Annotated in this window: 13 protein-coding genes; 9 read left to right on the plus strand and 4 right to left on the minus strand. The window is 50.1% G+C overall.

Annotated elements, in window-relative coordinates:
- Positions 1-105: 105 nt before the first annotated feature.
- From ABEB26_RS19665 to ABEB26_RS19675, 3 genes are read right to left on the minus strand one after another with little or no spacing between them, the layout of a single operon-like run.
- Positions 106-435: a hypothetical protein gene (locus ABEB26_RS19665; RefSeq protein WP_345723756.1), complete on the minus strand. Its 330-nt coding sequence runs from the start codon at positions 433-435 to the stop codon at positions 106-108.
- Positions 436-453: 18 nt separating this feature from the next.
- Complete coding sequence (locus ABEB26_RS19670) at positions 454-1449, minus strand: anti-sigma factor family protein (RefSeq protein ID WP_345723757.1); 996 nt, start codon at positions 1447-1449, stop codon at positions 454-456.
- The gene (locus tag ABEB26_RS19675) at positions 1446-1958 is read right to left on the minus strand and encodes an RNA polymerase sigma factor (protein WP_345723758.1); all 513 of its coding nucleotides are present in this window, start codon (positions 1956-1958) and stop codon (positions 1446-1448) included. The genes ABEB26_RS19670 and ABEB26_RS19675 overlap by 4 nt, the downstream gene beginning before the upstream one ends.
- Positions 1959-2304: 346 nt before the next feature.
- Here ABEB26_RS19675 and xylA point away from each other — a divergent pair, with 346 nt between their 5' ends.
- From xylA to ABEB26_RS19690, 3 genes are all read left to right on the plus strand, one after another.
- Positions 2305-3465 (plus strand): xylose isomerase, encoded by a 1161-nt coding sequence (gene xylA / locus ABEB26_RS19680; RefSeq protein WP_345723759.1) that lies wholly within the window; start codon positions 2305-2307, stop codon positions 3463-3465.
- Between the two features lie 80 nt (positions 3466-3545).
- A complete protein-coding gene (gene xylB, locus ABEB26_RS19685) occupies positions 3546-5045 on the plus strand; it encodes a xylulokinase (RefSeq protein WP_345723760.1) in 1500 nt (499 codons plus the stop codon).
- Between the two features lie 418 nt (positions 5046-5463).
- On the plus strand, positions 5464-6099 hold the full coding sequence (locus ABEB26_RS19690) for an NADPH-dependent F420 reductase (RefSeq protein WP_345723761.1): 636 nt from the start codon (positions 5464-5466) through the stop codon (positions 6097-6099).
- A gap of 395 nt (positions 6100-6494) precedes the next feature.
- Here ABEB26_RS19690 and ABEB26_RS19695 read toward each other — a convergent pair whose 3' ends face one another.
- Complete coding sequence (locus tag ABEB26_RS19695; RefSeq protein WP_345723762.1) at positions 6495-6770, minus strand: Imm32 family immunity protein; 276 nt, start codon at positions 6768-6770, stop codon at positions 6495-6497.
- 775 nt (positions 6771-7545) lie between these two features.
- Here ABEB26_RS19695 and ABEB26_RS19700 point away from each other — a divergent pair.
- From ABEB26_RS19700 to ABEB26_RS19725, 6 genes are all read left to right on the plus strand, one after another.
- Positions 7546-9621: a peptide ABC transporter substrate-binding protein gene (locus ABEB26_RS19700; RefSeq protein WP_345723763.1), complete on the plus strand. Its 2076-nt coding sequence runs from the start codon at positions 7546-7548 to the stop codon at positions 9619-9621.
- 150 nt (positions 9622-9771) lie between these two features.
- A complete protein-coding gene (locus tag ABEB26_RS19705) occupies positions 9772-10758 on the plus strand; it encodes an ABC transporter permease (RefSeq protein ID WP_345723764.1) in 987 nt (328 codons plus the stop codon).
- Positions 10759-10798: 40 nt separating this feature from the next.
- Positions 10799-11692, plus strand: coding sequence for an ABC transporter permease (locus ABEB26_RS19710; protein ID WP_345723765.1), 894 nt, complete (start codon positions 10799-10801; stop codon positions 11690-11692).
- Positions 11692-12735, plus strand: a complete 1044-nt coding sequence (locus ABEB26_RS19715; RefSeq protein WP_345723766.1) for an ABC transporter ATP-binding protein — start codon at positions 11692-11694, stop codon at positions 12733-12735. The genes ABEB26_RS19710 and ABEB26_RS19715 overlap by 1 nt, the downstream gene beginning before the upstream one ends.
- Positions 12710-13564 carry an ATP-binding cassette domain-containing protein gene (locus tag ABEB26_RS19720; RefSeq protein ID WP_345723768.1) on the plus strand — a complete coding sequence of 285 codons (855 nt, stop codon included), beginning with the start codon at positions 12710-12712 and terminating at the stop codon, positions 13562-13564. Before ABEB26_RS19715 ends, ABEB26_RS19720 begins: the two co-directional genes overlap by 26 nt.
- A gap of 62 nt (positions 13565-13626) precedes the next feature.
- Positions 13627-14706 (plus strand): glycoside hydrolase family 5 protein, encoded by a 1080-nt coding sequence (locus tag ABEB26_RS19725; protein ID WP_345723769.1) that lies wholly within the window; start codon positions 13627-13629, stop codon positions 14704-14706.
- Positions 14707-14776 lie beyond the last annotated feature (70 nt).

Here is a 14776-nt window from a genome sequence, read left to right on the forward strand (position 1 = left end):
ACGCGAGATCGATGGCCATTTGGCGAAATTCCGCCGTAAAGGTGCGAGGGTTTTGCCGTGTCATTGGTGGATTCCTTTCCCGTATAGGTATGATAGCATACATGTCTATACGTTCAGGACCACATCATAGGTTACTCCAAACGAACGAGCTGATTCATTATACAACCCTCCACTACATTGAATGTATCCGCCAAACCCACGGATCACAATCCCGTCACCTGCGTAGGGAGCTGATGGGATAACGCTTTGCATGGTCGGCCAAATTATTACTTCGGTCTCATTAGGCGGGCAATTCGCCTGCTCTTGCTGATTGATAAGGCTATTGGTATTGGTTGCATAAGTGGTTGATATTCCAATGATCAGGCTTATTAGAATGCTCAACAAACACAAGCGTAGCCATGGATAGGCGATTCCTGTAGATGGATTGATCTGCATAATGGCTCCTTTACAAATTTATCGCTTGGTACTTTGATCGTTCGGCGTTGGTGTCGGGTCTAATGGTTTCGCAGTTGATGACGGCGTAGCTGGAATCACCATGCTGGTCGGGCTTGGAGTAGCCGTTGGGATTAGTGTGCCAATCGCAGTTGGTGGTGCTGGCGTGCCAATCGCAGTTGGTGGTGCTGGCGTGCCAATCGCAGTTGGTGGTGCTGGTGTGCCAATCGCCGTTGGTGGTGCGGTTGGAACCATCGGTTGACTGCTTGGTGGTATCCTTGTCGGAATTTCAGGCGATTGCTGGATCTCAGTTGGCAATGCTGTTATTGGTTCTGGCTTATTGGTTGGCAACGGAACCTCAGTTGGTGGCAACGGAACCTCAGTCGGCAATGGTTCCTGCGTCACAATAGGAACCTCGGTTGGTAAGGTTATCGGCACTTCTGTAGGTGGCAAACTCGGGCGAATACTCGTAGGCAGTGGATTAGCTAACATCGGTGGCGCGATCGTTTGAGTGGCCAATGGAACTAAATCGCTAGTTGGTATAACCGTAAAGGTTAAGGGTAGATTTGTTGGATTATCTCGATTAACCGTTGCTATTGGTGTTAGCGAAGGGTGGTCTTGCGCTATTACCAAAGAGGCGGTGGCCGAGATTGGCGGGTTGTGAGCCAAACGGAAATCTTGATCAGCTTGCGGTGACTGACGCGTGATCCCAATCCATATCAATGCCATAACAAGCGCAGCTAGCCCCACATAGATTGGGCGGCGAGTTTGCCAAAATTGGCTAGGTTTCCATGATGGGTTGATCGTATTCGAACGGATCATTGTTAGGAGTGCCACTGGCGGGCGGGCTTCGGTCTGACCAAGCAGGGTAAACCAACGCTCGGTTTGGGTCTCCAAATCAAGCACCAGTGCTCGACATGGGCCGCAGTTCATCAAATGTGCCTCAATTGCCGCAGCATCTGTTGGTGACACCTCCGCATGTTGTGACAACTTAAGCTTAATATCACCGCAGTTCACGAGCCATCCTCCTTGGTATACTGATCGCGGAAGTGATGACGGGCACGATGTAGGCGTACCCGAACGGTTGAGACGTTTTCGCCGAGAATCGCAGCAATTTCGCTGGGACTGAGGCCAACACAGTGTGCTAGGATGAGCAATTCGGCCTCGCGTCGGTTGATGCGCACGAGGCAATCTCGCACATCTTGGGCGGTTGCAACTGCATGATCATGGGATGGAGTGCTGGTTTGAAAGGGCAGCCAGCGCCAGCGGCGGTTGCGCCGCAACATATCAATAACCAAATTTCCACCAATCCGACAGAGCCATGCATAGGGATATGAGGGTAAGGCTTGGGTGCGTAAGGCAACCTGTGTCCGTGCAAATGTTTCCTGCAGAATATCAGCTGCCTGTTCCTCATCGCCGAGCAATCGCACAAAATAGCGAAATAGCGCGAGATGATAGTGATCAAACCACTCGGCCAAATATTCCCTTACGGCAGCCTCGGCCAGTGGTACTGCGTCAACCACCATAGACAGTCCTTCCATCCACGTCGAAAAAACTGCCTTTAAAGACGAATAAACTAAGGCTATCATTTCATCATAGCGAAATATTGGGTCAATTGTTGCGCTGCGTGATGTTTTGAGCTGGTAGTGGGCATTGGAGCGGGTTCGATTCGCTTGACAAACCACAAGGCTTGATCTAGATTATGCTTTGTAAGCGTTTACACAATTTTTGCTCATAATTACAACCTCAGTTAGTTGTTTTATGCCAAATTAGCTCGAAAAATATAAAAATTTAGGTAAATTTTCTGCAAGCGCTTACATAAAAATCTGATCAGTGTAACGATCAACTCCGTAGTACAAGGAGGTACCATCGATGTACGACGCACAGCCTGCCCACAAATTTACCTTTGGTCTTTGGACGGTCGGCAATGTTGGCCGTGATCCCTTTGGCGAGCCAGTTCGTAAGCCGCTGAGTCCCCCTGAGATTGTGCATTTGCTGGCAGAGGTTGGCGCTTGGGGTGTAAATTTCCACGATAACGATTTGATTCCAATTGATGCAACTCCCAGCGAACGCGACTCAATTATCAAGGCTTTTCGTGGTGCTTTAGCTGAAACCGGTCTCGTTGTGCCAATGGCGACTACTAATTTATTCAGCCATCCAGCTTTTAAAGATGGTGCGTTTACCAGCAATGATCCGGCAGTACGGGCCTATGCACTGCAAAAAACCATGGCTGCTATGGATTTGGGAGCCGAATTTGGGGCCACGACCTATGTATTTTGGGGTGGTCGCGAAGGCAGCGAAAGCGATGCTGCCAAAAATCCGCTTGAAGGCTTGAAGTGGTTCCGTGAGGCGCTCAACTTTTTGTGTGAATATAGCTTAGCGCAGGGTTATAACTATCGTTTTGCTTTGGAAGCTAAGCCTAATGAACCACGCGGCGACATCTTTTTGCCCACAACCGGAGCCATGTTGGGATTTATCGAAACCCTCGATCACTCAGATATGGTTGGGGTTAACCCTGAAGTTGCCCACGAAACTATGGCAGGCCTGAATTTCGCTCATGCTGTGGCTCAAGCCTTAGATGCTGGCAAGCTCTTCCACATTGACCTCAACGACCAAGCCAGCGGACGCTATGATCAAGATTTTCGCTTTGCAGCGCATAACTACAAACAAAATTTCTTCTTGGTCAAATTGCTCGAAGATGTTGGTTATGACGGCCCACGCCACTTCGATGCGCATGCCTACCGCTCAGAAGATTTGCAAGGGGTCAAAGATTTTGCCCGTGGCTGTATTCGCAGCTATTTGATTTTGGCTGAAAAAGCCCGCCGCTTCAACGCTGATGCCGAAATTCAAGGCCTATTGGCTGAATTGAAAACGGTTGAGCCAGCGGTAGCAGCTTTGGCTGGCAGCTATTCAGCAGAACGCGTTGCCGCGCTCAAGGCTCATCAATTTGATCGGGATGCGCTGGGAGCACGCGGTTTGGGCTACGAAAAGCTTGATCAATTGACATTTGAATTATTGATGGGTGTTCGTTAAGCTTTTAACCACGAAGAACACGAAGGGCACGAAGTTGCCTACATTGATTTCTTCGTGGTTTATTTTATTGGAGCACCATCATGGCATATGTACTTGGTTATGATATTTCGACCACGGCAACCAAGGCACTGTTGATCGATCAACAAGGGACGGTGGTGGCGATTGGTCAAGCGAGCTACGATTATGCTACGCCCTACCCGTTGTGGAGCGAGCAATCGCCGCATTTGTGGTGGCAGGCTTGCCGCGAAAGCACCCAAGAAGTGTTGGCAAAAGCAGGTGTAGCCGCCAACGAGATTGTGGCAATTGGCTTGGCTGGCCAGATGCATGGCTTAGTTTTGCTTGATCAAGCGGGTGAAGTGTTGCGCCCAGCCTTGCTTTGGAACGATCAGCGGACTGCTGAACAATGTGAGCAAATTACCACCCGACTTGGTGAGCAACGCCTAATCGAATTAACTGGTAATCGGGCATTGACGGGCTTTACGGCCCCGAAAATTTTGTGGGTGCAACAGCACGAGCCTGAAGTTTATGCCCAAATTGCCCATATTTTGCTGCCCAAAGATTATGTGCGCTATTGTCTGACTGGCGAGTTTGCCAGCGATGTTTCTGATAGTGCTGGCACGCTCTTGTTGGATGTGCGCAGTCGTCAATGGTCGGCGGAAGTGGCGCAGGCGCTTGAGATTGATCTGGCATGGCTGCCGCAATTATTTGAAGGCCCAGCCATCACAGGCCAATTACATGCTGAAGCCGCTGCGGCTTTAGGCTTAGTAACAGGCATCCCAGTGGTTGGCGGCGGCGGTGATCAAGCTGCCAATGCTGTAGGAACTGGGGTGGTTGAGGCTGGTAGTATTGCCCTAAGCCTTGGCACATCGGGCGTGGTTTTTGGGGCAACGGCTAGCCCAATTATCGAGCCACAAGGTCGCTTGCACGCTTTTTGCCATGCCGTACCTGGGCGTTGGCATTTGATGGGCGTGATGTTGAGTGCGGCGGGAAGTTTGCGCTGGTATCACGACACCTTTGCCCCGCAACTGAGCTATGATCAATTACTTGAGCCTGCTGAGGGTGTAGTGGTTGGCAGTGCTGGCTTATTCTTTGCGCCTTATCTGACTGGCGAACGCACACCGCACCCTGATCCATTGGCTCGTGGCGGCTTTATTGGCCTGACCGTGCGCCATACTCAAGCCCATCTTACGCGCTCGGTGCTCGAAGGTGTGGCCTTTGGTTTACGCGATAGCCTTGAATTAATGAGCCAAGCTGGAATCGGTACCATTGGCGCGATTCGGGCTTCAGGTGGTGGCACACGCAATCGGTTATGGCGGCAAATTTTGGCCGATGTGTTGGGAGCGCCATTGGTTGGCGTGAGCACAACTGAGGGCGCGGCCTACGGCGCAGCATTGCTAGCAGCAGTTGGGGCTGGCTGGTATCGCGATGTTGATCAGGCGGTTGCGGCAACTGTGCGCTTGAGCGACCCCACTGAGCCAAGCGCTGATCAATCCCGCTATGCCGAATTATATGCAACCTATCGCGCGATTTATCCTGCCTTACAACCATTGTATCCAGCATTGGCGGCGGCTGAGGCCTAAATTTAACTAAAATGAATGCGCTGCCTGAATTTCAAGCAGCGCACCTTTTTAATATTTTCGCTTGTTACGATTGGGCGATAACAAAGTTTTTTAACCACGAAGAGCACGAAACACACGAAGGAGAATCAAAATATGGGTTTGGCAGCAGGTAGTTGCCAATGTACGGCCCCTCGCCCGCACGCGAGGCGAGGGGGAACCACTCCAGCAGTGCGCCCCTTTCCCGCCGCAGTGGGCGAGGGGGCGAGGGGTGAGGGAACGAGCACTGGTTGTTAATCCAATGAACCATTACACCTAACCCCTACTTTTAAAACCAAACCTGTGCTAATGGACTGGCTAATCCTCCATCTGAATAGTGATCGATTGCGCCGCACACCACGCTATAGTTTGACTAGCAATTTATGTTTGGCTGGAGATAACGATGTTAATTGGTGTTTTAGGGGCTGGTCGGGTTGGGCAAATGTTGTGTGAATTATTGACAGCCCGTGGGCATCAGGTGTTGCTAGCCAACTCGCGTGGCCCAGCCTCGTTGCAAACGCTGGTTGGGCAACTTGGACCGCAAGTCACGGCGGTTGAAGCAGCCGAGTTACAACAGGCCGAAATGATTCTTTTGGTGGTGCGTTGGCAGCATATTCCCGCCGCATTGGAGCCATTAGCGCATTACAATGGGATTGTAGTTGACGTAATCAACAATCGCTTTGGGCCGAATCCCGGCGATTTTCATGATTTAGCTGGGCGTGGTTCAAGCGAGATTGTGGCTGAAATCTTGCCGCAAGCGCGTTTAGTTAAGGCCTTCAATCATCAGCCATTTGCTGATTTGGCCCATTTGAATGAGCTGCCAACGCCCAAAGCCTTATTTGTGGCGGGCGACGATCAAGCAGCTAAGCAGGTTGTGATTGGATTAATTCAAGTTTTGGGGGCGACCGCCATGGATTTGGGTGGTTTGATCGATGGTGGTCGTTTATTCTCGACCGGAATCGGGCCATTAGCTGGTCATGGGCGAGTATTGACGGTGGCTGAAGCGCAGGCGATTTTAACGCAGGAAACTCAGCAATAACATAGTATCGCTATGGCTGTCGTTTGGATGGCAGAAGAATGCGCTTATGCGGCGGTGTCCTCATAACCTTCCCCGTCTTAATCATGGCATCGCCAAGAAGATTGTCCCGTGTTTGCCAAGACGGATCACGCGTTCTCATACGGGGTGCGTTCCATCGTGTTTGATCGTATCACCCTCAGTGCGGTTAATGAAACAGGGCGCTGGAATGGGATCAATGCGTATTCATCGGCATCCCCATTCCCAACGATTAGCCGTGAAAGCGCGTGTTCTTTTTGGCGATCAGGCGACTGACAGGGTGGCATTCAGCGGATAGATCCTGCTGGCACTGATAATCACCCGATCACGGATGGTGCGTTCATCGGCGGTCAGATCCACGAGATATTTCTTCAGCGGCATCAGGCGCTCCTTTCATCCGCGATCTTGGCGAGAATCAGCGGGATCGAATCATCCTCCAAGTCGGTTGCTGGATCGAGATGGAGGTGCGTGCCTGGGGGAACCGTGGCTTGGGCGAGGGTGAGACAATGGCGTGCGAGCGTGAGCAGACCGGCCTGATTGGCCTGAATCACGACCGTATCGTGGTCACCCTGCACGCTGATGATGAAGCCATCGTCCCAGAGAAGTCGGATGCCCTGCGTCGGATCGTAGGGGACGATGCTGATATGCTTGTCCATGCGACCTCCTAAGAAACGAAACCGTGAGGAATGGTGACACTGTAGGCGATTCTTCACCGTCCGTCAATAGCCTTGTGGCCTTGTACGAGACCAGCCCATGTGCGATTTTGTGTGCCATCCAAACGACAGACAGAGGGATACTATGTTGTTGCTGAGTTTCTAACGCAGCATTAATTGGTTAGCGTTGGCTAACATTTTTAGAGCTTGAATTGACCCTGTGTAGGAATTTACAGTTAAGCCCGTGTAGTAATGCATAGGGTTTTTTAATACTGCTTAATGATCAGGGATACTTTGACCTAAAACTAAAGAATCAGCTTCAAATATTTTTCTAAAATTTTTAGTAAAAAACATACTTGACATTTAGAGAGATTCTTCTATAATAAGCACAAATTTCAATAATTCTTCAGTGAATTTCAAGTTTGCGGGACATTTAGCGACTATGGCAGTGCTAAATTGGCGTTTATCGGAGTGAGAGACCGGTCTATCGCTGTAAATAGAACTGCAATAGCCTCCAGGGAACTTATTTTCTTTACTAAAAAAAGTAATTAATCTCCCAAATGTCCGGCGTGTAACACCCAGCATGCACCGGCTTGCTTCGACAACGGCATCAGAAGCAACTATCTAGCTAGCTTCTCGGTTGGGCAGGCTTGTGAGGATGATCAAGCTTGATTGTCTCTAGCTAAGGAGGCTCATCGACGATCAAATCGTAACCCAAACGCTTGACATTGTAGTACGTCGTTTTGGATTCAATTTGCTCAAAGAAGAGGAAATTCCCATGGTAAAGAAGCCAAAAACCCTGTGGAGCTTGATTGCGCTCCTGATTCTCGTTTTGCCACTCTTAGCAGCCTGTGGCGATGCCGCCTCAACTGCTACCACCGCGACCGACTCAACCCAACCAACCACGGCTGCTAGCGATTCTTCAGCCACAACTACTGCACCAACCGCCGGCACTGATGTCCAACCTACTACTGCCAGTACAGATGTTAAGGATGTGACGGTAACCTTGCCATTCCAACAAGGTGGCATTACCAGTCTTGACCATGCCTACTGGTCAGCTCAATTGTTTGTCTCGCAAGGCGTTGTGTTTGAAGGCTTGTATGGCTACGATCAACAATTGAACATCGTGCCAAAAATTGCCGAAAGCGCTACTCCTTCAGCCGATAACCTGGTTTGGACAATCAAGCTGCGCAAAGATAAAAAATGGTCGAACGGCGACCCAGTTACCGCTAAAGATTTCTATGCTGCTTGGGTTCGGGCAGCTGGCCCAGAATTAAAAGATGCTCCAATGTGGGCAGGGATGATGGGCTATGTCAAAAATGGTTACGCCTTCAAGGCGGGCGCAGTTGGTGTCGATGAAGTTGGCTTCAAATTGATCGATGACTACACCATCGAAGTAACCTTGAGCCAACCAAACGCAGCGTTTATCAACTTCTTACCAGTTATGAACGCCATGCCAATCAATGCCAAGAGCTTGGAAGCCAACCCTAGCGATTGGTTCGACCCCAAGAATGCGGTTTACAACGGCCCATACGTTGTTGAATCGTGGGTCAGCGGCGGCGATATTGTGCTCAAGCGCAATCCCAATTATGTTGGCGAAGGCACTGGCAACGTTGGCACAATCGTGTTGCGCCCATATGCCGATGCTAATGCCCGCTTGCAAGCCTTCGAAAACCAAGAAATTCAATTCACCTTCCTTGAAGATGCCAGCCAATTGGCTTATGCTCAAGGCAACCCCGATATCAAAGACAACATCAAGAGCGAAGAAAACCCAATCGTTTGGAAGGGTATTCAATACAATCGTTCATTGAATGCTGGCCCATTGCAAGATGTGCGGGTGCGTCAAGCCTTCGCTTTGTCAATCGACAAAAAAGCTATCACCGACCAAATTTTGAAGGGCTTGGCAGTGCCAACCGATACCTTCAACAGCGACGTGCGGGTGAAGGATAAAGTTAAGAGCTTGACCTACGATGTCGCCAAAGCCAAACAATTGCTGGCCGAAGCTGGCTATCCCGATGGTGCTGGCTTCCCTGAATTGACCTTCTATGCACCACCATCAAACGACCCACAAATGCCTTGGATCGAAGCCGTCGCTAAGATGTGGCAAGATAACTTGGGCGTGAAGGTCGTCATCCAAAACAACGAAGGCCCAGTTTACTCAAACATCCAATGGTCGAACTACAACAAAGATATTCAACCAGGCTTTGCGACCCTTGGCGGCCCAATGAACTGGTTCCAACCACTTGACTTGACTTTGGCTACCAACCATATTTGGTACTTCATGGATTACAAAGAAGGTGGCATGGCCAAGTTCGCTGAATATCAAACCCAAATCGATGCTGTCAGCAGCACCGAAGCCGTTGGCGATTGGGCTGATTTGACCGCTCGCGCTGAAGCAGCTTGGACCAAGCGCCAAGCAATCAACGCCATCGAAGAGCCAGAAATGGCCAAAATCTCGGCTAAAGCTGCCGAAGCCCCAAGCTTCAAAGAACAATGGGATGCAATCAACGAACGCTTTACCGCTGCCGCTGATGATGCTGAAAAGCTGACTGCCTACAAAGATGGCTTGTTGTTGGTCTTGAAAGAAGAACAAGACGCAACGTGGTATGATAATCGTACCGACGAAAACAAACAAGCTCAACGCTTGATGTTGAAACTGGCTGGCCAAACGCTCGACGACGCTTGGCAAACCTTGCCCGAAATTCAACAATTGGCAATCGACTCAGCTTGGATGATCCCCATCTACTACGACAAGTTGTACTACGCAACCGATCCACGACTCTCAGGCATTGTGATCAACAAACTCTCGTGGGGCGGGATCTTCCAATATCAATACTTACAGTGGACTGAATAAGTTTGGCCAGACTGGCGGGTGTGCAATAACACCCGCCAGTTGCCCCACTGCACGCATTCTGACTGACATACGGCTGCACGCTTTGATCGCCGGCTCTGCCATGATGGAATGCACTGTTGATACTTGTCATTTAGTAATGGTAGGGTCGTTATGCGAGTCAATTTTATCTTCTTCTTAATCAAACGCTTGGCGATGATGGCAATTTCGCTGGTGGTGATTATTGCCATTTCATACACGCTGCTTGCCAAAGCCCCCGGCAACTTTATGGATGTGCAGCGAGCAGTGGCTGCAATGACCACGCTGGCAAATAGCAACAGCGAAACCTTCAAAATTCAAAAGGCACTTTTTGACGAACGCTATGGCCTCGATAAACCACTCTATATGCAAATTTGGACTTACACCAAAAATGCTGTGACCTTTGATTTTGGTCCCTCCTTTCAAAGCCCAAGTATTTTAATTCAGGATATGGTACGTGAACGGTTGCCGCGAACCTTGTTGATCGTCTTTCTCGGGATTGGCCTCGCGCTGATCGTGGGGATTCCGCTCGGGGTGATTGCTGGTTTTCGCCGCAACACTTGGGTTGATTATATTGTGACGGGTTTTTCGATGGTTGGCCAAGTCGTACCAGTCTATGTTTTGGCAATTGTGCTGATTCTGATCTTTGCTGGCCAAGTTTGGAATGTGCTACCAAATGGTGGCTGGGCCACGCCTGTTCCAACCTTCAAGCAATTGATTTTGCCAGTGCTGACCTTGGCGCTTGGGCCAATTGCTGGGATTGCCCGCTTTACCCGCAACCAAGTTGCTGAAACGATGAGCCAAGAATTTATTCGTACCGCTCGCTCAAAAGGCATTTCCGAGCGCTTGGTGATTATGCGCCATGCCCTTCGTAACTCCTTGATTCCTGTGGTAACAACCACTGCGCCACAAATTGCCTATGCCTTGGTTGGCTCAGTGTGGATTGAAAATATTTTTCGGATTCCAGGGATCGGCCAATTGTTTGCCACCGCGCTGGGCGCACGCGATTACCCCTTGGTAATCACCAGTACGGTTATTTTGGCGCTTGGGGTTATGTTGGCCAATTTGTTAGCCGACATCCTCTATAGCATCCTTGATCCGCGGATTAAGCTCGAAGCCTAATTTGGTTGTTCCACGCTAGTCTCAAAGGAGAGCTTGTATCATGGCAGTTAATCAGCTTTCACAACCCACAACCCAAGAGGAGCTTCCGGTAGCGGAGTCGCTGCTCAAGGTGTTTTGGCGGCGCTATCGCCGCAATGCTATGGCTCTGGTTGGCTTAGTTTTGGTCATTATCTTTGTCATCCTAGCCATTTTTGCCCCTTGGATTGCCCCATATCACTATAACGATCAGAATCTGGCTGCAACGTGGCAAAAGCCTTCCAGTACCTATTGGTTTGGAACTGATGATGTTGGCCGTGATCAGTTGAGCCGGATTATTTATGCGGTGCGGACTGCGGCGATCGTTGGCTTAGGCACATCGATTCTATCCTTAATTATCGGAGCGGCGATTGGCTCAGTCTCAGGTATGCGCGGTGGCTTAACCGACACTTTTTTGATGCGCTTAGTTGAGATTTTCAATTCGTTCCCTTCGACCTTGTTAGCAATTATTTTGGCAACCACGCTTGGTCAAAAAGTAACCACCATTGTGATTGCTTTGGCGATTACTAACTGGGCGGGTTATGCGCGGTTGATTCGTGGTCAAGTGCTTTCGTTGAAAAATCAGGAATATGTGCAGGCTGCCCGCACGCTGGGGGCAAGCGAATGGCACATTATTACTAAATATGTGCTGCCCAACATTCTTGGCCCAATCGCAGTGGCGCTGAGCTTTGGGATTCCCTATGCCATGGTTGCTGAGGCAGGGCTTTCAGTGATTGGAGTTGGGATTCGACCACCAGAGCCATCGTGGGGCAACTTGATTAACTTGGGGATTAGCAAAATGCGCGGCTTCCCGCACTTAGCCGTTTGGCCAACCCTTTTGTTTAGCATCACGCTATTAGCCTTTACGTGGTTTGGCGATGGCTTGCAAGAAATCTTCAACACGAAAGGGGAACGCTAATGGGTGCGCCATTATTGGAAGTCAAGGATCTCAAAGTCGAGTTCAAGCGACCTGGTGGCGTGGTGCATGCGGTCAACGGGGTCAATTTTGTGCTTGAAGCTGGTCAAAGCCTCGGGATCGTCGGTGAATCGGGGTCGGGCAAATCGGTGACGATGCTTTCGTTGCTTGGTTTGATTGGCCGCACGGGCCGTGTCGTTGGTGGCTCAGCGATGTTCAACGGGGTTGATTTGGTCAAAATGGCTCCACGTGAGCTGCAAGATGTGCGCGGTCGTGATATTGCGGTGATCTTCCAAGACCCCATGACCAGCCTCAACCCAATTATGAAGATTGGGGCGCAGATCACCGAAAGTATGCGCATGCGCAAAATTTACTCGGCAGCCGAAGCCAAAGAACGAGCGATTGAACTGCTCGATCGGGTCGGGATTCCCCAGCCTGCCAAGCGGCTCAACGATTATCCCTATCAATTCTCTGGTGGCATGCGCCAACGGGTGATGATTGCGCTGGCACTAGCGCTCAAGCCCAAATTGCTGATTGCCGATGAGCCAACCACAGCCCTTGATGTAACGGTGCAAGCCCAAGTGCTCGATTTGCTCGAATCGTTGCAAGACGAAACTGGGATGGCCATGATTATTATTACCCACGATTTGGGCGTGGCCACCAACTACTGCGATAATTTGGCGGTGATGTATGCTGGCGAAATTGTCGAAATGACCAGCGTTGATCGCTTGGTTGAGCACACATCGCATCCCTATGCTTTGGGTTTGCTCAACAGCACGATGGAAATTGGCCACGGCAAAACTGCCATCCAGCCAATTCCTGGTAATCCGCCAAGTGCCTTGAAAGTGCATAAAGCTTGCCCATTTGCGCCACGCTGCCGCTTCAAAAGCAGTGTTTGCCAAGAACGCAAGCCCGAATTAGCCACAGTTGAACCCAATCACCTCGTAGCTTGTTTCCACGCTGATACCGTGGTCAAGGCCGCGCAACAAGGTGATGATGCAGCAGCGGAGGTAATGCTCAATGTCGCCCAACCAATCCACGCCTAACTCAGGCCAGCCCTTGCTCAAAGTCGAGGGTGTTTCCAAATATTTTATGCGCGACAAAAGCCGCTTTGCCGCCGTCGAAGATGTTTCGGTTACCCTCAATGCTGGCGAAACCTTGGGGATCGTCGGCGAATCGGGTTCGGGCAAATCGACGCTTTCGCGCTGTATTATCCGTCTATACGACCCTGAAAAAGGCCGAATTTTCTTCGATGGGGTTGATTTTACGGGTTTATCGACTAAGGCCTTACGGCTCAAACGCCGCGACATCCAGATGATTTTCCAAGATCCGCTGGCTAGCCTCAACCCGATGATGACTGTGCATAGCGCGATTGAAGACCCAATGTTGATTCACAATGTTGGTACTGCCCGCGAACGCACCAAGCGCGTCCATGAATTATTGGAGTTGGTCGGGCTTGATGTTGGGGCTGCCAATGCCTTTCCATTTGAATTTTCGGGTGGTCAGCAACAACGGATTGGCATCGCCCGGGCCTTGGCCTTGAATCCCAAATTGTTGATTTGCGATGAAGCCGTCAGTGCGCTTGATGTGTCGATTCAGGCCCAGATTTTGCGCTTGCTGCAAGATTTACAAAAACAATTGGGCTTGGCCTATTTGTTTATTTCGCATAATTTGGCGGTAGTCGAGCATATGAGCGACCAAATTGCCGTGATGTATCATGGCAAAGTCGTCGAATACGATACGGTTGAGGAAATATTCCGTGCACCCAAGCAGGAATATACCCGCAATTTGATCGATAGTGTGCCGAAAATTCCGCGCTCGGATACGATGCGTTTCAAACGCCCGCGCCTGAATGAAGACGCAGCAGGAGCCTAATTGATTAATTGAGCAAACACGAAGCCTTAGCCGCTTCGTGTTTTTGTGTGTGAGGAATGATCATGACAACGTTGTCGAACCCAAAAACGGCGATTAGCGATACGCGGTTTGCCAAACTGGCCCGTGGCATTAATTTAAGCCACTGGTTTGCTCAAGATTATACCAATCAATATAGTTTGGAGCATTTGCGCACGTACAACACCGAGGCCGATATTGCGCTGCTGGCCAAGCTTGGTTGTAGCCATTTGCGCTTTACGCTCAATCCGGTTGTGCTGCTGAATGAGCGCAATCCAACCGAATTGAATCCTACCTATCTGGCCGAAGTTGATCGAGCAATCGATTTGATGTTGGCCCATGATTTGGCGGTAATTGTCGATTTGCATCCTGAGGACGATTTTAAGCAGCGCTTGTTTAGCTCGCCCAGTTTGGTCAAAACCTTTGCCAGCTTTTGGCAAAGCCTAGCTGCCCATCTAGCCCAGCGTGATCCAGAGATGCTCTTTTTAGAAGTGTTGAACGAGCCAGTTGTGACCGATGCTCAGCAATGGGCTTTGGTGCAAGCCGAATTATTGGCGGCGATGCGGGCTGGTGCACCCAACCACACCCTAATTGCAACTGGCCATAAGTGGTCGAGTATTGCCGAGTTGCTGGAACTTGAGCCATTGGCCGATCCCAATATTATCTACAATTTTCACTGCTACGATCCACATACCTTTACCCATCAGGCCGCAACCTGGGGCGCACCCTACTGGCAGTATCTCGAATATTTGCCCTATCCATCTAGCCCCGCAGCTTTAGCGCCAATTGTGGCTACGATTGATAATGAAGTTGCGCGTGATGCTGCCACTATCTATGGCAACGAACGTTGGAATATTGATACGCTGCGCGAGTGGATTGGCCAAGCGACAGCGTGGGCTGAGCAGCATCAGGTGCGTTTGACCTGCAACGAATTTGGGGTCTATCGCTTCAAGAGTAAGCCCGAAGATCGTGCGGCATGGCTCCGTGATATGCGGATTATCCTCGAAGAATTCAACATTGGCTGGACGATGTGGGATTATGCAGGTGGATTTAGCGTGGTCAATCAACTGAGTGGTCAGCGTGAGATCGATCAATTGACAGTTGAAGCCTTGGGATTAAATCAATAATTATCGCAATAGTTTGGCGTTGCATAGGTTTAGCCAAAGCCGTTGGAAATTAATCCAGCGGCTTTTGGCT

Origin of the sequence: Herpetosiphon gulosus (assembly GCF_039545135.1) — a bacterium.
Classification (GTDB): domain Bacteria; phylum Chloroflexota; class Chloroflexia; order Chloroflexales; family Herpetosiphonaceae; genus Herpetosiphon; species Herpetosiphon gulosus.

What these genes read in the sequence shown, in the direction of transcription:
- ABEB26_RS19720 (WP_345723768.1), top strand. Translation starts at nt 12,710, where the DNA reads ATGTCGCCCAACCAATCCACGCCTAACTCAGGCCAGCCCTTGCTCAAA.
- xylA (WP_345723759.1), top strand. Translation starts at nt 2,305, where the DNA reads ATGTACGACGCACAGCCTGCCCACAAATTTACCTTTGGTCTTTGGACG.
- ABEB26_RS19675 (WP_345723758.1), bottom strand. Translation starts at nt 1,958, where the DNA reads ATGGTGGTTGACGCAGTACCACTGGCCGAGGCTGCCGTAAGGGAATAT.
- ABEB26_RS19725 (WP_345723769.1), top strand. Translation starts at nt 13,627, where the DNA reads ATGACAACGTTGTCGAACCCAAAAACGGCGATTAGCGATACGCGGTTT.
- ABEB26_RS19700 (WP_345723763.1), top strand. Translation starts at nt 7,546, where the DNA reads ATGGTAAAGAAGCCAAAAACCCTGTGGAGCTTGATTGCGCTCCTGATT.
- ABEB26_RS19715 (WP_345723766.1), top strand. Translation starts at nt 11,692, where the DNA reads ATGGGTGCGCCATTATTGGAAGTCAAGGATCTCAAAGTCGAGTTCAAG.
- ABEB26_RS19690 (WP_345723761.1), top strand. Translation starts at nt 5,464, where the DNA reads ATGTTAATTGGTGTTTTAGGGGCTGGTCGGGTTGGGCAAATGTTGTGT.
- ABEB26_RS19695 (WP_345723762.1), bottom strand. Translation starts at nt 6,770, where the DNA reads ATGGACAAGCATATCAGCATCGTCCCCTACGATCCGACGCAGGGCATC.
- ABEB26_RS19665 (WP_345723756.1), bottom strand. Translation starts at nt 435, where the DNA reads ATGCAGATCAATCCATCTACAGGAATCGCCTATCCATGGCTACGCTTG.
- ABEB26_RS19705 (WP_345723764.1), top strand. Translation starts at nt 9,772, where the DNA reads ATGCGAGTCAATTTTATCTTCTTCTTAATCAAACGCTTGGCGATGATG.
- xylB (WP_345723760.1), top strand. Translation starts at nt 3,546, where the DNA reads ATGGCATATGTACTTGGTTATGATATTTCGACCACGGCAACCAAGGCA.
- ABEB26_RS19710 (WP_345723765.1), top strand. Translation starts at nt 10,799, where the DNA reads ATGGCAGTTAATCAGCTTTCACAACCCACAACCCAAGAGGAGCTTCCG.